The 22,479-nt window shown below is 62.2% G+C and carries 17 protein-coding genes and 2 pseudogenes; 9 read left to right on the top strand and 10 right to left on the bottom strand.

Going from position 1 to position 22,479, the window contains the following annotated elements:
* The first annotated feature begins 152 nt into the window (after positions 1-152).
* A complete protein-coding gene (locus KBZ12_RS17060; protein ID WP_254959242.1) occupies positions 153-629 on the top strand; it encodes a type II toxin-antitoxin system YhaV family toxin in 477 nt (158 codons plus the stop codon).
* Between the two features lie 107 nt (positions 630-736).
* On the opposite strand, the gene KBZ12_RS17055 is transcribed toward KBZ12_RS17060, so the two are convergent.
* The 5 genes from KBZ12_RS17055 to KBZ12_RS17035 form a co-directional block, all read right to left on the bottom strand.
* On the bottom strand, positions 737-1,207 hold the full coding sequence (locus KBZ12_RS17055) for a hypothetical protein (protein WP_254959241.1): 471 nt from the start codon (positions 1,205-1,207) through the stop codon (positions 737-739).
* Positions 1,208-1,534: a hypothetical protein gene (locus tag KBZ12_RS17050; RefSeq protein WP_254959240.1), complete on the bottom strand. Its 327-nt coding sequence runs from the start codon at positions 1,532-1,534 to the stop codon at positions 1,208-1,210.
* A 225-nt stretch (positions 1,535-1,759) separates the two neighbouring features.
* On the bottom strand, positions 1,760-2,092 hold the full coding sequence (locus tag KBZ12_RS17045; protein ID WP_254959239.1) for an SAF domain-containing protein: 333 nt from the start codon (positions 2,090-2,092) through the stop codon (positions 1,760-1,762).
* 393 nt (positions 2,093-2,485) lie between these two features.
* Entirely contained in the window at positions 2,486-3,127 is a 642-nt protein-coding gene (locus KBZ12_RS17040) for a Uma2 family endonuclease (protein WP_254959237.1), read from the bottom strand.
* A gap of 229 nt (positions 3,128-3,356) precedes the next feature.
* On the bottom strand, positions 3,357-3,500 hold the full coding sequence (locus KBZ12_RS17035) for a hypothetical protein (RefSeq protein ID WP_254959236.1): 144 nt from the start codon (positions 3,498-3,500) through the stop codon (positions 3,357-3,359).
* Here KBZ12_RS17035 and KBZ12_RS18745 point away from each other — a divergent pair.
* The gene (locus KBZ12_RS18745; protein ID WP_396101471.1) at positions 3,432-3,698 is read left to right on the top strand and encodes a hypothetical protein; all 267 of its coding nucleotides are present in this window, start codon (positions 3,432-3,434) and stop codon (positions 3,696-3,698) included. The two genes, KBZ12_RS17035 and KBZ12_RS18745, sit on opposite strands and share 69 nt — an antisense overlap.
* Positions 3,631-3,825, top strand: coding sequence for an IS3 family transposase (locus KBZ12_RS17030; protein WP_254959235.1), 195 nt, complete (start codon positions 3,631-3,633; stop codon positions 3,823-3,825). The genes KBZ12_RS18745 and KBZ12_RS17030 overlap by 68 nt, the downstream gene beginning before the upstream one ends.
* A gap of 596 nt (positions 3,826-4,421) precedes the next feature.
* Here the strand turns inward: KBZ12_RS17030 and KBZ12_RS17025 are convergent.
* From KBZ12_RS17025 to KBZ12_RS17005, 3 genes and pseudogenes are all read right to left on the bottom strand, one after another.
* Positions 4,422-5,048 (bottom strand): class I SAM-dependent methyltransferase, encoded by a 627-nt coding sequence (locus tag KBZ12_RS17025; RefSeq protein ID WP_254959233.1) that lies wholly within the window; start codon positions 5,046-5,048, stop codon positions 4,422-4,424.
* A gap of 470 nt (positions 5,049-5,518) precedes the next feature.
* Positions 5,519-6,811 (bottom strand): annotated as a pseudogene (locus KBZ12_RS17015) (IS256 family transposase).
* Positions 6,812-7,067: 256 nt separating this feature from the next.
* A pseudogene (locus KBZ12_RS17005) lies at positions 7,068-7,239 on the bottom strand (transposase); the annotation flags it as partial.
* A 150-nt stretch (positions 7,240-7,389) separates the two neighbouring features.
* Between KBZ12_RS17005 and KBZ12_RS17000 the strand changes: the two are divergent.
* Positions 7,390-8,235: an FkbM family methyltransferase gene (locus KBZ12_RS17000; protein ID WP_254959227.1), complete on the top strand. Its 846-nt coding sequence runs from the start codon at positions 7,390-7,392 to the stop codon at positions 8,233-8,235.
* A gap of 280 nt (positions 8,236-8,515) precedes the next feature.
* On the opposite strand, the gene KBZ12_RS16995 is transcribed toward KBZ12_RS17000, so the two are convergent.
* The gene (locus KBZ12_RS16995) at positions 8,516-10,003 is read right to left on the bottom strand and encodes a methyltransferase domain-containing protein (RefSeq protein WP_254959225.1); all 1,488 of its coding nucleotides are present in this window, start codon (positions 10,001-10,003) and stop codon (positions 8,516-8,518) included.
* A gap of 185 nt (positions 10,004-10,188) precedes the next feature.
* On the opposite strand from KBZ12_RS16995, the gene KBZ12_RS16990 reads away from it, so the two are divergent.
* Complete coding sequence (locus KBZ12_RS16990) at positions 10,189-10,902, top strand: alpha/beta hydrolase (protein WP_254959224.1); 714 nt, start codon at positions 10,189-10,191, stop codon at positions 10,900-10,902.
* A 16-nt stretch (positions 10,903-10,918) separates the two neighbouring features.
* Here KBZ12_RS16990 and KBZ12_RS16985 read toward each other — a convergent pair whose 3' ends face one another.
* Positions 10,919-11,629 carry a glycosyltransferase family protein gene (locus KBZ12_RS16985; protein WP_254959222.1) on the bottom strand — a complete coding sequence of 237 codons (711 nt, stop codon included), beginning with the start codon at positions 11,627-11,629 and terminating at the stop codon, positions 10,919-10,921.
* Positions 11,630-11,749: 120 nt separating this feature from the next.
* Between KBZ12_RS16985 and KBZ12_RS16980 the strand changes: the two genes are divergently transcribed.
* The 4 genes from KBZ12_RS16980 to KBZ12_RS16965 form a co-directional block, all read left to right on the top strand.
* Positions 11,750-14,932 carry a tetratricopeptide repeat protein gene (locus KBZ12_RS16980; protein WP_254959220.1) on the top strand — a complete coding sequence of 1,061 codons (3,183 nt, stop codon included), beginning with the start codon at positions 11,750-11,752 and terminating at the stop codon, positions 14,930-14,932.
* Positions 14,933-15,091: 159 nt separating this feature from the next.
* Entirely contained in the window at positions 15,092-17,971 is a 2,880-nt protein-coding gene (locus KBZ12_RS16975) for a hypothetical protein (RefSeq protein WP_254959218.1), read from the top strand.
* An 82-nt stretch (positions 17,972-18,053) separates the two neighbouring features.
* A complete protein-coding gene (locus KBZ12_RS16970) occupies positions 18,054-20,174 on the top strand; it encodes a hypothetical protein (protein ID WP_254959216.1) in 2,121 nt (706 codons plus the stop codon).
* Positions 20,171-22,479: DUF4347 domain-containing protein (locus KBZ12_RS16965; protein WP_254959214.1), on the top strand; the 2,309-nt coding region annotated here is incomplete at its 3' end. The genes KBZ12_RS16970 and KBZ12_RS16965, both read left to right, overlap by 4 nt.

Raw genomic sequence — 22,479 nt, 5'->3', positions numbered from 1 at the left:
CTTGATCCGCAACGACAGAGGGGCGGGCATCGCAGGGCTCCAGACCGGAATCGGAACCCTGTTGTCGCGTCTTGAGACCCGCCTATGTAGTTGCGCGGACCCGCCTACCTAATCGTCGCCGAACAGCGGGCGAGACGGATACAGCGGCAGTCGTGATCAACGGCTGGCGGGTGTATGCTCACGCGCTGATCCTCGATCAGCGGAAGGCACTGATCACGGAAGTGGAGGCCCTCCGCCGCAAGGATTTCCAGGGGTATGGAAGCAAAGCCGCCAGCAAGAACCTGGCGGCGATCACCAGGTTGATGCTCCACGACATCCCCCTGGACCCCAGCCGCAAGGAGTTTCAGCAGGGATCAACCCTGGGCAACGAGTATCGGCACTGGTGCAGGGCGAAGTTCTTCCAGCGATACCGGCTGTTCTTTCGCTTTCACAGCCGCTCAAAGGTGATCGTGCTCGGTTGGGTTAACGACCAGCAGAGCAAGCGCGCCTACGGCAGCAAGAGCGATGCCTATCGGGTTTTTCAGGCCATGCTGGCCAGTGGACATCCGCCAGATGACTGGGAAGAGCTGCTTCTGGAAGCCATGCAAGGCAGCGGCCGGATCAAGCGGATTTTCAACCAGTTTTGCTGAGCGTGTGGCCGTGCCACTCCCAGGGGGTGTGGGCCTGCTGGTAGAGATCGTGCAGGTTCTGGCCGGCCCAGAGGGAATCGGGATCGCTGATCTCGAAACTGCCTTCATCAGCTGCGCGTCATGCCAAGGGCAAGGGTGATGAAGTCGACCTGCTCCTCGCGTGGGGCGGCTTGGAGACTTGCCAGACCGCATTCAGCGTCATCAGCAGCGCTCAAGGCTTCTCCTTGCTTGAAACGAACCGCTGGGTCGTAATCCGCCTGATGCCTGAGCTCCTGCAGGCGTGGGAAGGCCATAAGAAATTGCGCCAGCTCCTGTGAACACCCCTGGAGCTCCGGGCGGCTGCAGGCTTTCTTGGCCGTCAGGTGGTTGAGGTCTCGATACACCCGAGACCAAGCAGGGGATTTTGGGGTGGTACTCATGCTGCCCACCAACCTGCCTGCCGCCAGTTCGGCCAGCCCATGGAACAGGGAGTAGCACGCCGTGCTGATGGATCGCCGTAGATCAGCCTGCCGGGGCCGGCGCTGATGCACGTGGGCCAGCTGGCGGGCGGTTGTGATCAGATCACTGGAAAGGGCCACTCACCAGTTCTCCGTGCCCAGGATCCGCTGGTCGTCGTGGAAGTCGTAACGGAGGTGCGGAAAGCGGCGCTCCCCCATCGCCCAAAGCGCGCGGCGCAGGGAGATGGCGCTATCGCTGAGCAGACGTGGGTTGATGCCGGACTCCACGAGGCGGAACTTGAGATGCACGAACAGCACCGGGTCACCGTCGTGGTCCAGGCCCGGATTCACCAGCACGCCTTCCAAGCCCTGGTTGGTCAGGAGCGCCTCCAGCAGACTGCGGATGGTCTGCTCTACCTCGGCCGTAACCGGATGGTCGAGATCGCGCTCATAGGTGAAGGCCGTCATGACGTTTTGCCTGCCAAGGGCTAAGTCGATTATAGGCGCTGTAGCTAAGCCTCATGCCTGATACTCCAGGGCAGCCAGGTAATCGGCGCCATCTCTGGTCTGCCACTTGCCGCAAAGGCAAACGATGGCAGGCACAGGCCACTTAAAAAATCCCTCAGTGGTCTTCCTACTGTTCGAAATGGACGAAGCCTTGAACAGTAAGAACCACTTTCTCAATCAAGGCTTTCAGAGCAACTGATCCAGGCTCAGCGGTGTGCCGCAGCTGTAATCCTGGCGGGCCTGGCGCCCCAGAAGCTGTTCGAAGAGATGAGGAGGCGCCCCATCACCCGGGCGAACGATCCTGATATTGGCCTCGGTGAACAGCACACCTGCCGCGATTTCGGCAGCGGCATAGGTGGTGATGCCCTGCATCTGGCCATCGCCAAGCGCCAAAGCCTCACGATGGCCAGCTCCGATCAAGGGTTGGTCCAGGCTGCCGAGGCCCTGGGCCTTCCCTGCCAATTGATCGCGGAGGGAAGATCTTTTGCTCCGAGCCTGTAAGGCGGAATTCCAATCCATCGACCCAGGCAGCAACCTCCCTCGGCAGACCGCTCACCGTGACTCGCAAGCGCCAGGTGACGCTGAGCGGAAGGAGGCAGCGGCTGCCGGCTTGGCCGAATTGCCCGGAGCCACCCCAAACCCATGAAGATCACGGCAGACATGAATGTGCTGGTGCGTGCCCTTGTGCAAGATGATCCAGACCAGGGGAGCCCCGTCTCTGGGAATCCTCGAGGGATTGGTTTGGTGAAAGACCCCCAAGCTCTCACGGCTCCCTGCCCACCCAATGGACTGAGACCCGTTCTGTTGCAAGGGGTCTAGGGCTTGTGTCGGTCATATCCGGCAGGTAGCGGTTGCGGGCGGCACGCTTGGCTTGGCCGCCGGCCCTGGTGGGGGTCGGCCAGGGCGGCAGTTTCAGACCGCCCAGATCTCCTCGAGGCGCAACTGCAGATCCGGGAATTCGGGACCAGCCTCCAGCAGAGTGATTCCTTCAAAGCGCTGGGGCTCGCCGCTGGCGGGCCAGACCTCCACAGCCTGCTGGTGGGGGATGAGCAGCCAGCCAAGCCGGGCACCGTTGGCCTGGTAGGAAGCCATCTTGCTGCGCAGGGCCGTGAGAGCGCGGGGGCCTTCGTCGCTGGGGGTAGCCAGTTCAACTACCAGATCGGGGCAGAGGGGGGCAAAGCCGCGGCGCTGCTCGGGGGTGAGAGCCTGCCAACGATCGAGACGCACCAAGGAGGCGTCGGGGCTGAGCACGGAGTCGTCGGGCAGACGGAAACCCGTGGAACTGCCGAACACCTTCCAGCCACCCTGCTGGTCTGCCCAGAGGAGCAAACGCATCTCAAGGCGGGAATTGCGGGCGCCAGTTTCACCGCCTGTCGGCGTCATCACGATCAGGCTGCCATCGGCAGCCAACTCAAGTACCGCCTCACGATGTTCAGCGCAGAGCTGGGCGAACTGCTCTGGGCTGAGCCGCAGGTCGGGCGGAACCCGTAGCGGTGCCAGGGCATGAAAGGGAGTGGTTGGCTCGGATGCGACTCGGCCAGCAGAGATGGTCATCGCTCCGAGCCGGGTGTCGTTTCAGGGTAGGGCGGATCCAGGCGCACGGTTCAGCCTGGCTACGGGGCCCCTTTTGGCTCATCCAGAGCCATAGCCGCTTGTGCAGCCGCGCCGGTGCTGCGGATGACTTCCGCCAAGGGAACGGTGACGCTGAGTGCCCGGTGTCAACTACGTAGGCGGCTGCCTTTATAGTTGACACCGGGCACTTGTCCAGAAAAACCGGACCACCTCACTCGCTGTCTAGATCGATCTGTTCAGCCGCCGCATCGTCGGCTGGAAGCTGGATGCGCGCATGGACGCTCCCCTGGTGATCGAGGCCCTCAGTCGTGCCCTCGGTCATCGCCAGGTGGAACCCGATCAGCTGCTGATCCACACGGACCAGGGCACCCAGTACCGGGCCTACGTCTACCAGGAGCTGCTTCAGATGGAGAAGATCACCTGCAGCATGTCTGCCAAGGGCTGCTGCTGGGACAACGCGGTGGTGGAGAGTTTTTTTCTCTACCTTGAAGCTGGAACTGGACCTCGACGACGGTCGAGAAGCGTTGATTTCACCCCAGCAACTGCAGCGTGATCTGGCCTTCTGGATCGAGGGCTACTACAATCGCGAGCGGCGGCATTCAACGATCGGTTACCTCAGCCCGATCGAGTACGAGCAGGTGTTCATCGCTGCTCGTACACTCACCCCTGTGAACCCTTGATCAGTGTCAACGAAATCGGGGGAACCCACCCTTTTGCCTCACGGCTTACAAGTCTTCCTATGCCCGCTGGTTGGCTGAGAAGAGCAAGCAGCGTGAAAAACCAGAACCGGGCGCCATGAGCAAGCCGGCACAGCGATCTGCCTCACGCATGGGGGCCTACCGCGAAGTTGAAGACCGTTGGAACAGACTTACACCAGCACAGGCTGCAATACATGAACGCATGCGGCTACCCCGGGGTCAGACATAGTTGGGCTGATAGTAGTCCCAAGGCCAGTCTGGCCTTGGGCGCAATCTCACTCTGACTTACAAAAGTTGGAATGTGGTTAATCCACCTCGGGGCTCTGGGGGAGGCTTGGGCTCATTGATGGGCGCCCCCTCAGGGGCGGAACCCCGCATCAGAGGTACCCGATGAGGCTGTGTAGAAAAAAAAGCGCCCTTGGCAACTGTATGCCAATCCGCTACTGTCTTAATTCCTGGGCAGTCGCAGTGAGCAAAGAGCTTCTAGTTTATCCACAATTGGTGGAAAATTAGCACTTTGCTTCTGATGCGTATAAACTTTCTCGCTTCTCGATGAAGCGGGGCTATCCGGGAGGGCATTATGCTTGTAAATTGGCTGCAATCTTTTCAACAATGATTTGGTTTCCAATTTGATTGTAATAGATGACGTCTTTGTACTCTTCTACGAAGCGATCAACTGCAAGCTTTGGAGACTTCTTGCCAATGTTCCAATCATAGTCATCAAAGATCATAATTCCTCCAGAATGTAAAAGCCTAAAGGACATGATAGCATCCAGCCAGACAGCCTCTTCTGAGTGATCTCCATCAATTAATATAAAATGAAAGAATCCATTCAGGCTTGGCAAGATATTCTTGCTAAGCCCCCTACGAATTGTAATCTTTGCAGAATTTTGATCAGTGTTGCGCCTGAATACATTAAATGTTTCTTGATTGATAACATCATCCCACTCACTCATGCCAGTAACCGTAGATTCACTATATTTAATCCATGGATCGACACAGGTAATTGTAGAATTAGTTCCGCCCAAGAAATTGTCGATAAAATAATTTGTTCCATACCCCTCAAAGCATCCAATTTCAAGAAAATTAATGTTGCTTTTGTTCGCAAACTTTTCAAGACAAGAGAAAGCTTGCGGGTTAAACCACACATGGCTGTAACTTGGTTGCTCAGGCGCCACTGCTTCGTAAATAAATGACCTTGTCATCTTGCCGTGGTTGCATGCCCCGAGTCAAGTCATTGACCTACGCTTCGCATCAAGCAAGTGGCCCGGCACTCATGCGATATGAGGATCATCCTCATAACCAACTGCGGTACCATCCTTGGGCCCTACAGGGCGGAATCAGTTCTGGTTCAGCGACTTTGCGTACTTGCCTGAAGTTTTCCCTGAATCTTACTGCGGATCTGCGTTGGAATCAGGAACTGAGGTGAACGGCCAGGCAGCTGCTCCAGAGCTGAGGATCATGTCGACGGCGAGTCTGATAATTGTAGCGCCCCTTCGAGTGGTGTAACTCAGGAGGTCCTGTGACTCTCTCCGGAGGGTGAACAGGAGCAGTCAGGGGATGACTGCTTGGAAGCTGACTGTGCAGCTCCCTTTATCCACTATGCACCCTGATCGCTGAATGCGCAACTCAGCGATCAGGGATTCTTGGTGATCAACGACTGGCGTGGGCGCGATCAGCTGATGGCTGGATCGCTCTCAGAGAACTCCAGTATCTCCTCCCGCTCGGGGATTTTGGCCATCGTGGCCTCAGAGAAGAAGCGGCGGCGTTCCAGCTGCCATTCCTCCTGCTGCTCCAGCAGCTGACTTCCCACCAGCCGGGTGATCGCGGCGTCATTGGGGAAGATGCCGACCACGTTGGTGCGGCGTTTGATGGGCAGCTCCGCTGAGCGCCCCTCTCGGTGCGACGTTGAGCCGCTCCAGCGGGTTGGTGCTCCAGATCTTGCGCCAGTGCTCCTGCGGGAAATGCAGAAACGCCAGCACGTCGTCACGGGCGGCCTCCATGACAGGCACGGCGGCGGGGAACTGTTTGCGCAGCATCGCGGTGACCCGCTGCCAGTGGGCCCGCACTTGATCGGGCGCCTGGATCACGAACACCGCTTTCATGGCCGCCGCCACCATGTCCTGGCCGGCCTTGGGCACGTGGCTCAGCAGGTTGCGCAGGAAGTGCACCCGGCACCTCTGCCAGGAGCAGCCTTGGAACATCCGCTTGATCGCTGCCGTCAGCCCCAGGTGGGCATCGGAGATCACCAGCCGAGTGCCAGTCAGGCCACGCTCTTTGAGCGAGCTCAGGAACTGACGCCAGAAGGCCTCGGCCTCGCTGTCGACCACGGCGATGCCGAGAACCTCCCTGTAGCCGAGGGCATTGATGCCGATTGCCACCACCACGGCCCGGGAGACCACCTGCAGGTTGCGGCCCAGGCGGCCGTGGAGGTAGGTCGCGTCGAGGTAGACATAGGGGAAATGGGCATGATCCAAAGGCCGGCCCAGAAAGGCTTTGACCTGCTCATCAAGGCCCTGGCAGATGCGGCTCACTTCCGATTTGGAGATGCCGCGGTCGCCGCCCAGCGCCTCCACCAGGGCGTCGACTTTGCGGGTGGAGATGCCGCCGGTGTAGGCCTCCATCACCACGGCATAGAGAGCCTTGTCGACCCGGCGGCGGGGCTCGAGCCAGTCGGGGAAGAAGCTGCCTTGCCTCAGTTACCGCAAGCGGAAGACCTTCGGTCTAGGGGGATGGCCAGGGTCAGGTCCCCCACCTGGGTGGTGAGCAGACGCCTGCGGTAGCCGTTGCGATGGGTGGAGCGCTGATCGGGGCAACGCTCGTGGAGTTGGGCGCCGGTGAGCGCAGAAACCTCGGCCTCCAGCAGGTCCTGAAAGCCGCGGCGCACGATCTCCGGTATCAGGGCGCCAGCGGTCGTGCCATCCATGAGCTGAGCCAGCTCGGAGGCGCCACTATGGGAGAGGGTCATGGTCTGTGTTCGGTTTGGTGGTAGTGCTCCGAACAGGGTCACAGACCGGCCCACCCATTGCCACGACAGAGAACTGAGGGAGGCGAGCCATCAGCCCCGGCTACGCCGGGGCTGCTCCTCCTGAGTTACACCACTCCACGGGACGCGGCCGTGGCAACGCCCAGATCGAGGATGTTGCGCGTGCCATCCGCGATCTGGTCGTAGCGCTCCAACGGGCTGAGAGTGGGGCCGATGGTGGAATCCGCGGCGATGCATCACATGGGTGAAGCTGCTGGCGTCTACCATGGGACAACCGGTACTCCTTGGACTCACAGCGGGGGCAACGGGAACCATCAGGCCAGCGTGCCTACTCCAGGGCGGCCTCGCAATTCTTTTCGGCCGTAGAGCTCGATGAACTTTGGCAGCGAGAGGCCTGCCTGAAACTGGATTCAGTTCATGGCCATGGTGGGCATTGTTGGTACATGCGTACCAGGTCAGTCAGGAAAGGCCTGCTGAGGGTGCTTGCTACCTACTCAAGACGTTCTATTACCTACTGCGCCCCCTTGGGACGCTAAGGTCAAGACTTTACAAGCAATAGTATGACCGAAGAACTAAGACTAACTATTCAAAAAATTCAACAGTTGTTATCCAATTCGGAGCTTAGCCTGCATGATGCACAAGTTATGGGGAGCTGGTTATTGCAGATAGGGGCTAAAATAAAGGGTTATAATAATTTTGAGAATAGCAAGATATCGGGTGAAAACTTTTTTATAAACACTGTACTTTCACGCTTGAAACCATCTTTGTGTGTTGATGTTGGAGCAAATGTCGGATCTTATTCTGAAGAGCTTCTTGCCGCATTAGACGCAAATGTGATTGCCTTCGAGCCTTTGCTCGCTCCATATGCTGAATTAGAGCTTCTAAAAGGTAAGTATCCAGATCGCTTTACAACTGAAAACCTAGCTGTTGGCGATAAGAGCGGTACATCAACCATTAGTTTTAATCCTGCGGCTACTGAGCATGCCTCACTGATTATTTCCCATGAAAATATTTCATATATAAATAATAGTTGTACTCAAGAAATAAAGACAGTTTCTTTAGATAAATATTTTGTATCCAGGACTGACAGCCCCGACTTTATCAAGATAGACGTAGAAGGCTTCGAGAGCGAGGTGTTGCTTGGGGCGCAGCAACTGCTGTTAAATTCACCTCCAAAATGCTTGCAAATTGAAATAAATTGGCATCAGCTATTCCGTCGTCATTCGCTGTGGTCACTATCTCAGCAATTGCCAGGCTATCATGTTTATCAATTGCTGCCTAATGCTATTTGTCTAAAAGATCCAAGAGATCCACTTTCAAACTTGTTTATGTTTTCAAATTTTATCTTTATCCGTGCTGACTTAGTTCACCTCGTTCCAGAGTCGTTAGGGCACCTCGGGAATTGAGGGTATCGCCAGCCTCAGGCCTGAATAGAAAATAAATTACGCAATCATTGCGGTAGATCAATACTGTAACAGTTGTGCATTTTTTTGGCATATTAGTCGTATAAAATTTTTTGCTAATCAGGCAATTGTCCGGACATTACTTGAAAGCTAACTTTGAAGATGGCGGGGAAGCTTGGGCACCAAGTGAAGTCCATCAGCCTCCAGGCTCGTCGATACACCATCCACACCATCAGCAGCGTCAGCGGGTTGAGCTAAATGAGCCTGCCTGCCCGCCCTGGAATCAGGATTCACCCTTCACACACTGCAGCTTCCAGCACAGGTGGGTGCCGGCCCACCACTGGTTGACCAGCAGAAACTCACCGCGAAAACCGTATTGATGGCCCAGATCCAGACCCCAGGGGTCCACGGCGGTGCCATCGAGGCCCTGGCGGCGGGCGAAGTAGCTCACCGTGCCTTCGGTGATCACATTCACATGGGTGGGATCCACAAAGGCCGCCATCGAGGGGTAGGCGGGCGTCTGCGCGAAGAACAGCCCGCCTGGTTTCAACACCCGCCAGATTTCGCTCATCGTGTCGATGAACGGATTGATCAGTTGGCCGTTCACCACCGCGGTGCGGGGGAGATGTTCGATGAAATCAAAGGCACTGATGAAGTCCACGCTGCTGTCGTGCAACGGCAGCGGCTCGTAGCCGATCACGCAGGGATACACCCCCTCTTGGTTTGTCATCACATCCAGGCCGATCAAGCGTTCCGCGTTGAACGGGTTGCGCGGTTTGCCCCCGCAGCCGACGTCCACCGCCAGGCGCTCGCCCTCGTTTACTGCCACCTGCAGGCGCGGCCGCGGGCTGGTGGGATCGGGCAGGGGGATCGCAGAACTCATCGCAGGGGCTGGTGGAGCCAGGTGTTGATGTACGAAATAATCATCGGCCTCGCTGTGGCGCAGCACATGGGCTGGATGCAACAGCTCGCCCAAAGCGGCCGTGGGCAAGTGGGCAATCCTGGCCTCCGGGTTGAAGGTGTGGGTGCTGTCGGCATCAAAGCCGATGTTGGTGGCCAGATTCACGTTTGGCAGGGCCGCCAGGCCGCCATTGGCCATCACCGTGTAGATCCACTGGTAATCCCAGGTGTCCGGCTGGTTGTGGCGGTGCAGCCGCTCCCAGATGCTCGCCCAGAAGCGCCGCTCCGCTCCATTCGAGAATAGGTGGCTGAGGGCGCCGGAATCGCGGAAGGCCGGCCAGCTGCTCAGTTCCGCGTCGTAGTGGCGCCAGGCCCGCCGCCAGCTCGCCCAGCCCCAGCAATGCGGCAGATGGCTGAAGTAATAGCTGCCGCTGCCCCGCCACTGGCCATCTTGAAAGTTGTCGCCGCTGATCGCCCACACCCGCGTGTCGTGTCGGTAGCGGTCCAGCAAATCGGCGCAGTAGGGGAAGAAATCGGGATGCACCACGATGTCGTCCTCCAGGATGATCCCTTCCTCCTCCTGTTCGAAAAACCAGCTGATCGCTCCGCTCACCCCCAGCCGGCAACCCTGGTTCACGTCGCTGTAACGCTGCTCCAGCTGGCAGGGCCAGTCCACCGCCGCCTCGATCACAGCCTGGGTGGCAGCCACCTTCTCGGCCTCCTCCGGCCGGGCGGGATTCGGGCCATCGCAGGCCACATAGAGCCGCTGCGGTGCCGCTGGCCGGATGGCGTCGATCACCTGGCGGGTGGTGTGCGGCCGTCGCCAGGCCAGCAGCAGCACCGCTGGGGTGGCCGTGGAGGTGAGGGGCATCGGTGGGGGGCGGTCGGGTCGGGTCTTGGCAGCAGGGTGAGACAAGCGTTCGCCCGTGGGCACCGCAACGCTGCAATGCAGCCCCGGCGGACGCGAGCGGTGCTCAAGCGTCTGCACCCGCCAGGGGCCGCCGTGCCCTCAGCGGCGACACTACTAGCAAGGCCAGCACCGCTTGTCAGCACCGCATGTCAAACGCAAATCTGGAAGGGGCGACAGGCCTGTGGCTGCTGCATGGCGCCATGCAAGACCGGCGCCAGTTCCTGCCGCTGCTGGCCCAGCTGCCCGAACGCTTGCCCGTGCTGCTCAGCGACCTGGCCGGCCACGGCCAGCGCCGTGAACACTGGCGCCATCTGGAGCTTCTCGATCCCGCCGCCCTGGCGGCCGACCTGCTGGAGCGCCAGCCCCAGGCCGGCCGCAGCGGGCCGCTCTGGCTGGTGGGTCACTCCCTCGGCGCCCTCGTGGCCCTCGCCCTGGCGCAGGGCCTTGCGGGGCAGGGGGTTGTGGCCGGCCTGATCCTGGGCGATCCACCACTGCTGCCGCGCGACATCCCGGCCGCCCTCCAGGCCGGTGCCCTGGCCAGCACCGACCCGCTCGAACAGCGCCTGGTGGCCGACAGCTTCTTCCACTTCCAGCACGACGGGCCCTACCTCGAGCAGCTGGCAACCCTGGCCGCAGGTTGGCCGGTGCACCTGCTGGTGGGGATGCAGGGCGCCTTCCGCCGCGCCGATGGTTTCAGCGATTGCGGCACGCTGGTGGGGCCGGCCAGCCGCGAGCGCCTGCTGGCGCTGGCCCGTGAGCGGCCGCTGCTCGGGTTGCACGGCATCGCCGACGCCGGCCATTTCGTGTTTCATGCCCCCAGCGGCCAGGCCCTGGTGGCCCGGCTGCTGGCCGAGGTCTGAGGCGCTCAGGCCCGGCTCAGGCCAGCGGCAGGGCACCCCACTTGCCGCGATACGCCGCCGCCGCCGCCTGCCAGTCGGCATCGAGATTGCCGGTTTGCCCGTGGGTGCAGCTGATCGGCCAGGTGCCTGGCACCAGCCCCAGGGCCAGGGCGCTGCGGCAGAAGTCGCTGTCGTAGCCGTGGAAGCGAAACTGCGGATCGAAGCGCAGGCCGGTGCGTTTGAGGGTGTCCAGCCGGGTGGCCAGAAACACGCCATCCAGCAACTCGCACACCGCCGGGGTGGGGCCGAATTCCAGCAACTGGGGCTGGAGCGGATCGAGGGTGTTGATCATCCCCGACAACCCCTCGCTCTGGCGCAGCGGGAGGCCCTCGGCATCGAGGCGATGCAGCCAGCCGGGCTGATCGGCGCTGACGCCTCTGGCGCCCGCCAGGCCCACCACATCAAACCGCAACATCGCCTCCCACAGCCGCTCGCCCACGAACCAGTCGTGGAGGAACAGGTCGTCGTGCACGAACAGCACGATTCCTTCCGCCGGCAGCGCGTCGATCGCCGCGTTGTAGGCCTCACCCAGGCCCATCGCCGCCGGGCCGCGGTTTTCAGTGCGCAGGTGCAGCTGGGGCCGCAGCGCCTGGGGCATCTGGTTGAGGCTGCGGCCCAGCAGGGTGCCCCGGTCAAACTCGCCCGCCTGAGACCGGGTGACGCTCACCGCGTACCAGGGGGTAGGCATCGTGGTTATGCGGCATCTGCTTTTACCCTATCGTTGCGATCAGCAATAATGACACTTATTGGCTGCGAAGCTGTGGCACGTCATAAGGGGTTCAGCCAGCGGGTCAAAGCCCCCTGCAAGGTGGCCCGCTCCGCCGCAAAGCCCCGGGCCACGGCTCCAGCCGCCGTGCCGCGCGACGGGGAGGAGCCTCTGCCCGCCGCCCTGCAGGCCGCGGTGAACCAGCACCTGGCCGGCGATCTCGAGGCCGCGGAGGCCGGTTACCACACCTGGATCACAAGCCAGGGCGATCACGCGGTGGCCTGGTGCAACCTCGGGGCCATCTCCCTGCGGCGCCAGCACTTCGCTGAGGCGCTGGCCCACCTGGAGCGCTCCCTCGCGCTCAACCCCACCTACGCCGTTTCCCTGTTCAACCGCGGCAATGCCCTGCGCCTTTCCGGCGCCCTCGGCCAGGCGGCGCAGGTGTACCGGCAGCTGCTGACGCACCACCCCAGCCACGTGGAGGGCGCCATCAACCTGGCCCTCTGCTGCTACCTGCAGGGCCTCAAGGCTGAGGCGGTGGCGGTGTATCAGCCGCTGTTGCAGCGCCTGCTGGCCGAGGGCGAGGCCGCCCGCCAGCCGGCCCAGCTCGCTTCGATTGCTTCCAGCCTGGGCGTGGCCCTGGCTGATCTGGGCCAGAGCGAGCCGGCGATCGTCGCCCATCACCAGGCGGTGGCCCTCAACCCCACCGCCGCCGTGCACTTCAACCTGGCGGTAGCCCTGGCCGCTGCCGGCCGGGCACCGGAGGCGATCGCCTCCTGCCGCCGTGCCGTGGCGCTTGATCCGGGGCACGTTGGTGCCTGGCTCAATCTCAGCGCCTGGTGGCGGATGGCCGGGGAGCCCAAACTGGCGGCGGCAGCGGCGGAGCGGGGTCTGGCGCTCCAGCCCGCCTCCGTCGATCTGCTGCGCAACCTGAGCGTGCTCTGGGCCGAGCTGGGCGAGCCGCGCCTGGCCCTGAAATTCCACGCCCGCCTGGCCGCCGCCCTGCCAGAGGATCTCCAGGTGGCCTTCGACCTGGCCATTCGCCGCGCCGCCTGCGGCGATGGCGCCGGTGCCGAACTTGCCTACCGCCAGCTGCTCGACCAGCAGCCCCAACACGCCGCCGCGCTCTCCAACCTGGCGGTGCTGCGCCTGGCCGCCGGCGACCCCGCAGAGGCGGAGGCCCTGCTGCGCCGAGCTCTGGCGGAGGCCCCCGCCTTCCTCGATGCCCGTTACAACCTTGGCGTGGCCCTCGCGGCTCAGGGGCGGCAGGAGGAAGCGGAGGAGGTTTACCGGGCCGTGCTGGCGGTGGATGCCGACCATCCCAAGAGCCTCGTCAACCTGGGCGCCCTACTCAACCAGCGCGGCGACTACAGCGCGTCTGTGCAACCGCTGCGCCGCGCCGTGGCCGTGGCGCCGGCCTTCCCCGAGGCGCTGCTCAACCTGGCCACCGCGGAGGGTGAACTCGGCGCCATTGTGGAGGCCGAGGCCCTGCTGCGGCGGGCGCTGGCGGAGCGTCCCACCTATGCCGAGGCCTGGTTCATCCTGGGCAACGTGCTTCATCACAGCGGCCAGGCCGCGGAGGCGGTGGAGGCCTACGCCTCCTGCCTGCGGCTGGCTCCCCGGCACGCCATGGCCCACACCAATCGTGGCGTGAAGCTGGGCGATCTCGGCCGCCACGTGGAAGCGGTGGAGAGCCACCGGGCCAGCCTGGATCTCGACTCCAGCAACGTCACCGCCTGGTACAACCTCGGTAATTCGCTGCACAAGTTGCAGCGCAACGAGGAGGCGCTGGAGGCCTTCGCCAAGACCCTGGAGCTGGATCCGCAGTTTTACAGGGCCGAAGCCAACCAGGCCGTTGCCCTGCAGGATCTGGGCCGGCTCGACGAGGCGGAAGCCGCCTACCGGCGCTCGATCGCCCTGCATGAACCCTTCGCCGATCACCACTACAACCTCGGCGTGCTGCTCAAGGAGCGGGGCGTGTTTGAAGAGGCGGCCTGTTGCTATCGGCGGGCGATCGAGCTGAAGCCCGATTTCGCCACGGCCCTCTCCAATTTGGTGTATCTGCTCTCCTTCAGCCAGATCGAAACGCCCGAATCCACCTTGGCCGCCACCCGCGACTGGGTGCGGGTGTTCTGTGAAACCACCCTGCCGCCGTTTCAGCAGCGGCCGATCCCGCTGGATCGGCCCCTGCGGCTGGGCGTGATCTCAGCCGAGCTGGGCTCCCACGCGGTGGCCTACTTCCTGCGCTCCTACCTGGCCCACCACGATCCCGCCCGCACCTGCGTGCATCTGTACAGCACGGTGGAGCGGACCGAACCGCAGCATGCGGAGGTGCTGGCCCTGGCCGAGGCCCACACCTCCCTGGTGGGTCTCGACGACGCCAGCGCCCGTGAGCGGATTCTGGCCGATGAGATCGACATCCTGATCGACACCACCTCCCACATGCGCGGCAACCGCCTGCCACTGCTGGCCCAGCGCTGCGCGCCGGTGCAGTGCCACTGGATCGGCTTCCACGGCAGCACCGGTGTGCCGGCAATCGATTGGTTCATCGGTGACGACGAGGTGACACCGCCGGAGCAGGCCCACCATTTTTCCGAGGGCATCTGGCGGCTGCCGCGGCTGTGGGTGTGCTATCAGCCCCCCGAGGGAGCGCCAGACCCAGCGCCCCGGCCCCTCGATGGCCAGATCCGCTTTGGCTCGTTCAACAACCTGCTCAAGGTGGGCCCGGCCAGCGTGGCGCTGTTCGCCCGGGTGCTGCGGGCGGTGCCCAACAGTGTGCTGGTGCTCAAGGACGTGCGCTGCGCTGATGCCTTCATGCGCGGCCGGATCGAGCGGCAGCTGCAGGAGGCCGGCATTGCTGCCGAGCGGCTGCAGCTGGTGGAGCGGGTGGCCGACTGGAACGCCCACATGAATCTGTACAACGACATCGATGTGGCTCTCGACACCACGCCGCTCAACAGCGGCACCACCGGCTTCGATGCCCTGTTCATGGGCACGCCCCTGGTGGCCCTGCGCGGCAACTGGATCGGCGGGCGGCTCACCTCCGCGATGCTCACCGCGCTGGGCCGATCGGAATGGATCGCCGAGGACCAGGACAGCTTTGTGGCGATTGCCCGACAGCTGGGCGCCGACGCCGCTGCCCTGCGCCAGCTGCGCACCACGCTGAGGGAACAGGTGCTGGCCAGCCCCCTCTGCGACGGCGCAGGCATGGGCTTGATGTTCGATTGCGAACTAAAACGCATGGCAGTGCACCACAACAGCAGCAGCTGCGCCAATGCGCATTGACGCAGCTGCATCGTTTTGCTGCCTATCTCGTTTTGCTGCCTATCTGGTGCGATAGTGAGGCATGTGAGATGACTCAGGTCGCCTCCTGCCAACCACCACCACCCCCTGAAAGCAAAGTGACTTCGTTTTTGACCGCCGTCACTCAGGAGCTGACCTGAGATGGCATTGATCTTTGTCAACGATTCCGACATCACGATCGGTAGTGGCGGAGTCCTCAGCGGTACCGCGAACGGCAACGCTGCGGCCGTCTCCGGCACCGTCAACGGCGATGCCAACGCCTCGGCCAGTTCCGGCCTGGTGGGCTTTGCCAGCAATGTCGGCATGACCGCCGGCGCCGGCGCCACCATCACCGGCTTTGAGGTGGGCAACCTCACCGCCGACGCCACCAGCGTCAGCGGCATTGCCAACTCCTCCTCCACCCTCACCACCGCCGGTGGCTTCCTCAACTCCAACCTGAGTGCTGGCGCTGGCGCCAACGTCACGCTGGATGCGCGCAACAACGTCATCGGCATTGCCACCACTACAGGCAATACCAGTGCTGACTATGCCCAGACTGATGCCCTGATCGGCAGCTCGGTCGGCATCGACACGCTCGGTTCGATTGCGGTCGGTAGTGGCTCCGTCATTGGCGTCACCCAGATCAGCGTTGCCGGCGCCACCGCCTCTGCCACCACCGGAGCCGCCTCGGCCAATGCCGATTTCGGCCTGGCCGCAGGCATCAACGACAGCACCATCTCGGTTGGTGATGGCGGTAACACGTCGGTGGGCACCCAGGCCACGCTCAGCGCGGTAGCCACCAGCGTCAATGGCGGGTCTACTGCCATTGCTGGTAATGAAAGCGTCTTCGACAACGTCGGTATCGCTGCCAGCACGGTCACCGTGGGCGGCTCATCGACGTCCAACGTTCAGGCCTTCTCGTTCGTCAACGCCTCAGCCGGCACCACAACTGGCGCCGCGTTAACGACCGCCAACGGTGGCAACACCTTCGGCTTAGAAAGCGTTGATCTGAGCGTCGGCAGCGGCTCCACCACCAACGTCACCGCTCGCCTCACCGAGGTGGCCAGCGCCACCACCGTGAATGGCACGACAGCCACCACCGACAGCGGCTTCGCCAATGTTGTTGGTATTGGCGGCGGCACCACGCCCACGGTCGTCGTGGGTGCCAGCAGCACGCTGAACGCTGACGCGATCGCCGATCTGCGCGCCGCCGCCACCGGCACCAATGCCAACGCGGTTGCCGATGCCGATGCGGGCGATGTGCTCGGCTTCGCTGATGGCAGCCTCAACGTAGGGGCCACTGCGACGTCCACGCTCCGCGGCATCTCCGATGTGCTGGCCACAGCCAGCACCACCACCGGTAGAGCTACCGCCAACGGCGATGGTGGCAACACCTTCGGTATCGACAACGCCGACATCGACGTTGGTTCCGGCGCCACGATTGCTGCTGTTGCAGACCTCGGCCTGCAATCCACGGCTGCCACCACCAACGGTTCTGCCGCCCTGGCGAACAGCACCTTTGCCAGCGTGGTTGGTGTTGGCGGAGTCGGTTCCGCTGACAGCACCATCGACATTGGCGGCAGCGGCAGCCTCACTGGCACCGCCATCTCCAGCGTTGGTGCTACGGCTAACGCTGTCAACGGCTCCGCCTTCGCCGATTCCCTCGGCGGTGATGTGGCGGGCGCTGAAGCCACCACGATCACAGTGGGCCAGAACCTGGCCGGGGCTACCACCACGGGCGGCGTCACCAGCCCCAACTTTGCGGCTCAGTCCTCCACCACCGCTGCGGCCACCACCGTCAACGGCACGGCGGATGCCAACGCCAACGCTCCTACGGTTGTTGGTCTCAACAGCAGCAGCGTCTCGGTAGGCGGCAGTGTCACCAACGGTGCCGGCACGGGCACCTTGTTTGGCTTCGGCTCCGGCACCATTAGTGGCGCGGCCGAAAGCGTCAACGGCAATGCCCTGGCCGATGGCGGTCAGGCTGTTTTCGGTGTGAATGACACCGTCGTCAATATCAGTGGATCCGGCAACCTCACCGGTCAGGCCACTGGCCTCGGTGTGGTTACTGCCACCACGGTTGTTGGCACTGCCAACGCCGACCTGGGCACCTTCACCGCCACTGGTATTGATACCAATGGCGACAGCATCACCATCGGCGCCAGCGGTGATGTCTCCGGCTTCTCCAGCCTTCGCGCCACCAGTGCCACCGGCACCGGCGGTGTGATTGCCCAAACCGTGGGCAGCCTGGGAGGCGTCGGCACCGCCACTGCCAACCTGGATACCGGTACCGCTACCGGTATTGATGCCAACGGCTCCTCCATCACCGTGGGGGGCACCGGCAGCATCACCGGTCGCGCCGTGTTCGGTTCGGCGACCGGTCTCACGGTCACCGATTCCTTCGACGTGATCGCCTCGGTGCTGGGTAACGGCTCCTCCGCCATCGCCGATGCCGACAACATCGATACCATCGGTATCAACGGCGGTACCAGCGGTACCAACGGTATCCTCACCGCCGGCCCCGCTGGCGGCAGCATCCAGGGTGAAGCCGTGGCTGGTCTGAATGTTCAGGCCTCCACCCAGAACAACGCTGGTGGTATCTCCACGGCCACGATTGGCGACTCCACCAACGTCGCAACCGTTGCTGGTATCTCCGATGCCACGCTCATCGGTGGCCAGGCCGGCACCAACACGATCGCTGGTCGCGGTGTGGGCACGTTCAATGCCGTCGCAACCTCCATCGGTGGCGACAGCACGGCGTCCAGTACCGCTAACGCCTTCGGTATCACCGATACCGCTGGAACGGCCGGAACGATGAACCTCGGCGGCAACGTTGAGGCGATCGCCAGGTTGACCAACACCGTCACCGCCACGACGGTGCAGGGCAATGCGATTGCTACGGCAACCAGCAACGCCGTGGGCCTGAACAACTACAACGTCACCATCATTGGCGGCGGCAGTGTGACAGGCCGGGCCGATGCCCTCTCCAGGGCTGTCGCCTCCGACACCACCGGTTCCTCTGGCGCTACCGCCACCCTCTGAGGCCAGGGCGCCTCACCGATCAGCAGTGGTGGGAATCCACCACTGCTGATTTTTTTCATAATCTTCGCCCGCGTCCCTGCCGATGGCCCGCCAGCCCGTTGTCGCCCAGTCCACTGCCGTTGCCCTGCGCCTGCCGCAGAACAGCAGCCAGTGGCTGGGCAGCAGCGTCAATCTGGCGGCCAACCCCGAGGCCTACGCCACCGCCCGTACCGTGCTCGGCACGGATCCGGTGGTGGCCGATGCCTCGGCTATCGGTTTAGGCGCGGGCGCTTCTCCCTATTACCGCCGCCTTGCTGAGGCAAGGCAACTCAACTCCAGCGGCCTCACCCTCTACACCGGTGGCGGCACCATTGAAGGGGTTGCCCAAGCTGAGGCCAATGCTGTTGGTCGCGGCGACACCACCTCCACTGCCCGCGCCCTAAACACCGGCCTGGCGGGCCTCAAGGTTTACAACAATTACTTCGGGGATCTGCTTGTCGGTCGTGCCGACACTCCCTTTGAAGCCCGTGCTACGGCGCGCGGCGGCGCCGACCTCCCCCCGCCTGCTGGCAGCACACCCACGTCGCGTCTTGATGCCCTCTCGCGTGTGCGCGGCATCGAGACCAGCACGGTGCTGGGTCAGCCCAATGCCACCGTGGCGGCCACCACCACCCTTGATCTGGGCAATCGCAGCGCCACCCGTGTGCGAGCCAGCGGCCAGGCGGATGCTGTCGGCCTGGATCGCGTCACCGCCATTGGCGTTACCTCCGGCAATGGCGATGGCACCAGCAATTTCCGCGGTGATGCCATCGCCCGGCTGCAGGTGCAAAACGGTGCCGCACCAGTCCGCGCTGGCCTGGTGTTACCCGTTGATGTGAGCCTCAATGCCGTTGGTATCAACCGCAGCTCCATCACCGGCTCCCCCGCCCTGGAGAACACCCTCTACGCCCGTGGTCTCGCCCTGCTCGATGTCGAGGACCTGCCTCCCACCGACGATGAAGCAGACGCCGACCTTGCTCCCCCCACCATCCCCGTCCGATACAGCCAGCTGACGGGTATCGGTGTTAACCAGAGCGCTATCACTGCTGCCCACGGAAACGCCACCCTGATTGCCGAGGGTGGCATTTTCGCCGATGGTGCAACCGCTGCCAATTCCCCACGCAGCAACGCATTGGCGGCTGGTTTCAACCGCTCAACGGTGATCACTGGAGCTGGTGATGATCTGATCGTCGGCCGGGTGCTGAGCGAGCGGGATGTGGAGATCGATAGCGACGGTGATGGCGTCTTCAGCGACGACACCTATTTGGTTGACAACCCCGAAGCCGCCTTCCCCGAGCAGAGCTTCAACGGTTTCCGCCGCTCCACGGTGATCACTGGCGCCGGCGATGACACGATCCGCGGCTCCAGCAACGAAAGTTTCTTGTTTGCCATGAACGGCAACAACACCATCGACCTCGATCGCTCCCGTCGTTCTTCCCTCTGGTCGAGCTTCGGCGACGACCTGCTGAAGGTGCGCGATCGCAGTGAAAATGTGGTGATGTGGGGTTCACTCGGCGATGACGTGCTCCAAGGTGCCGACAGCGGCTTCGGCAACAGCTTCGATGGTGGCCTCGGCACTGATGTGATCAGTGGCACCGCCAACGCCAGAGATCAATTCCTGTTTACCGACGCCAACGCCGCCCTCACCGCCGCTGCTTCCAACACCGACCTCAACCTGCTCAACGACACCCGCTTCTGGGCTTCCCTCAGCGAGGCCGACAAGCAGGAGCTCTGGACCACCGGCCGGCTCAGCGGAGCCGTTGGTGACCTGCTCGGCGGTGTCGACACCCTGCTTGGTTTCGAGGCTGGAGTGGGTGGCGACCAACTCGTGCTCAACAGTTCCCTCGCCTCCATCACCCAGGACCTCTGGAACCAGTACGGCTCCGTGCTCAAGGTGGACAGCAACGGCCGCACCAGCGTGCTCGACGGCAACCCGGGCGGCAGCAACGGCATTGCTGTGGCCGCCGGCAGCCTCGCCGATATCCAGAAGCTCGGCATCGGCACCGCCTACCTCGCCTACGCCACCGATACCCGACAGCTCATGTACGACGCTGACGGCGACTGGCGACGCGGCAGTATCAGCTTCGGCACTGTCAACACCAGCGGCCCGCTCAGCAAAGACAACTTCCGTTTTGGCTCCACCACTGGGGCCGGCATGGGCACACCGTCGGGTGCCGGCGTATGAACCCCTCCAACCCTGCCGCTCAGTCGCTGGATGTTGCCCACGGCTGCTTGCTTGTAGCGATTGACGCCACCCTGCCCAATCTGCAGGTGCTGCTGGCAGGCCTCCAGCCCGGGCACATGCCGCTGCTCATCGAGCCCCAGCACGATCCGCTGCAGCAGATCCTGGCCGCCTTAAAGGCTGGCGTTTCTTGTTTGGCATCGCCAGCGGCTGCACCGGCGCCATTCTCCGGCCTGGCGATCGTTGCCCACGCTGCACGCGACGGCATCCACTTCGGCGCTCGCCACCTGCTCACCGCCGCCGATTTCCGCTTCGCCGCCCCCACTCTGCGCCCCCTGCAGCTCACCAGCATCGACCTGTGGTGCTGCTCGCTCGGCCGCAACCCCGCCCTGCTCAACGCCATCGCCGCCAGCAGCGGCGCCCTGGTGTCTGCCTCTACCACTGCCATCGGCCACACCAGCCTCGGCGGCACCTGGACCCTCGACTGCGTCGTGGCCGCTGCTGCCACCGCGGCACCTGCCCCTGGCCTTGCAGCCGCCAATCGCATTGCGCCCTTCAGCCGCTCGGCTCGTGAGCAGTGGTTGGGGGTGCTCGAAGATTTCTATATCGATGCGAACAATAGTGGCGGCACGATTACCGGCTCGGCAGCTGCTGATTTAGCGGCTATCAGCAACAGCAACCTTGGTGAGATCTCGTTGCTTGATGGCAATGATCTTATTTCACTTGTAGATGCATCCAGCGTCGTTTCGATCCTGGCTGGTGACGCCAACGACACCATCATACTTGGCTATGGCGATGGTTCCTCCTCGGTCACCCTTGCCTCTGCCGGCACTGGCGATGATGAGATTTCCGTTTATGGAGGTGTTAATAACACCATTGATGGTGGAGCCGGCTTTGACACCATCTCGGTGACAGCTGGAACAGTTGGATTGATCGATGGTGGCACTGAAAACGATTCGATCGCCATCTCTGGCGGCACAGTTTCCCTTGCTCAGGGTGATGATGGCAACGATTTAATTGTCTCTGCTGGCACGGTCAATACGATTGAGGGTGGATTCGGCATTGACACCATCTCGGTGACAGGTGGAACAGTCAGCTTTATCGGTGGCGGCTTGGAAGAGGATTCGATCGTTATTTCCGACGGCACCGTTAACACGATTAGTGCTGGCTATGAGAACGACACGATCAGAATCAGCGGTGGCAACGTTTCTCTGGCCCAGGGTGAGGCTGGAACTGATTCGATCAGTGTAACCGGAGGTACAACCAGCACGCTGAATGCAGGCACTGGTAACGACACGATCAACATTGCTATTGGCGGCACAGTTTCATATGCTCAGGGTGATGCCGGCAATGACTCGATCGTCTCCGCTGGCATCGTTTCTTCCATTGATGGTGGAGACGGCACTGACACTATCTCGGTAACAGGCGGCAGTGTTGTTTCCATCAGTGGTGAGATTGGTAGTGACACCATCTCGGTTAGCGGTAATGCAACTGTTACCCAGATCCTCGGCGGTAGTGACGCCATCGCCGACTCGATCAATATCGCAGTAGGAACTGTCAACACGATCAACGCTGGCGATGGTGCCGACACGATCAATATTGTCAGCGGTAATGTCTCCCTCGCTCAGGGCGACGCCGGTGATGATTCGATCGTTTCTGCTGGCACGGTCAGCTCCATTGATGGTGGAGCGGGCACTGACACCATCTCCATAACCGCAGGAAGTGTCAGCTCGATCGGTGGCGGCACTGAAGACGATTTAATCGATATCTCTGGCGGTACCGTCAACACGATTAGTGCTGGCGGTGATTACGACACGATCAACATCAGCAGCGGCAATGTTTCGCTGGCTCAGGGTGATGCCGGCAATGACTCGATCGTTTCCGCTGGCATCGTTTCTTCCATTGATGGTGGAGCCGGCACTGACACGATCTCGGTAACAGGTGGAACTGTCAGCTCGATCAGCGGCGGCAGCGATACGAGCGCCGACTCGATCAATATCTCCGTTGGAACCGTCAACACCATCAACGCTGGCGATGGTGCCGACACTATCAGTATTGTCAGCGGCAACGTCTCTCTCGCTCAGGGTGATGCCGGTAATGACTCGATCGTCTCCGCTGGCATCGTTTCTTCCATTGATGGTGGGGCCGGCACTGACACCATCTCCATAACCGCAGGAAGTTTCAGCTCGATCGGTGGCGGCACTGAAGACGATTTAATCGATATCTCTGGCGGTACCGTCAACACGATTAGTGCTGGCGGTGATTACGACACGATCAACATCAGCAGCGGCAATGTTTCGCTGGCTCA

This window comes from Cyanobium sp. Cruz CV13-4-11 (genome assembly GCF_024346055.1).
Lineage (GTDB): Bacteria > Cyanobacteriota > Cyanobacteriia > PCC-6307 > Cyanobiaceae > Cyanobium.
This window is presented reverse-complemented; position numbering and strand designations above follow the sequence as displayed.

What these genes read in the sequence shown, in the direction of transcription:
- KBZ12_RS17050 (WP_254959240.1), bottom strand. Translation starts at nt 1,534, where the DNA reads ATGACGGCCTTCACCTATGAGCGCGATCTCGACCATCCGGTTACGGCC.
- KBZ12_RS17045 (WP_254959239.1), bottom strand. Translation starts at nt 2,092, where the DNA reads ATGGATTGGAATTCCGCCTTACAGGCTCGGAGCAAAAGATCTTCCCTC.
- KBZ12_RS17040 (WP_254959237.1), bottom strand. Translation starts at nt 3,127, where the DNA reads ATGACCATCTCTGCTGGCCGAGTCGCATCCGAGCCAACCACTCCCTTT.
- KBZ12_RS17025 (WP_254959233.1), bottom strand. Translation starts at nt 5,048, where the DNA reads ATGACAAGGTCATTTATTTACGAAGCAGTGGCGCCTGAGCAACCAAGT.
- KBZ12_RS17000 (WP_254959227.1), top strand. Translation starts at nt 7,390, where the DNA reads ATGACCGAAGAACTAAGACTAACTATTCAAAAAATTCAACAGTTGTTA.
- KBZ12_RS16995 (WP_254959225.1), bottom strand. Translation starts at nt 10,003, where the DNA reads ATGCCCCTCACCTCCACGGCCACCCCAGCGGTGCTGCTGCTGGCCTGG.
- KBZ12_RS16990 (WP_254959224.1), top strand. Translation starts at nt 10,189, where the DNA reads ATGTCAAACGCAAATCTGGAAGGGGCGACAGGCCTGTGGCTGCTGCAT.
- KBZ12_RS16985 (WP_254959222.1), bottom strand. Translation starts at nt 11,629, where the DNA reads ATGCCTACCCCCTGGTACGCGGTGAGCGTCACCCGGTCTCAGGCGGGC.
- KBZ12_RS16975 (WP_254959218.1), top strand. Translation starts at nt 15,092, where the DNA reads ATGGCATTGATCTTTGTCAACGATTCCGACATCACGATCGGTAGTGGC.
- KBZ12_RS16970 (WP_254959216.1), top strand. Translation starts at nt 18,054, where the DNA reads ATGGCCCGCCAGCCCGTTGTCGCCCAGTCCACTGCCGTTGCCCTGCGC.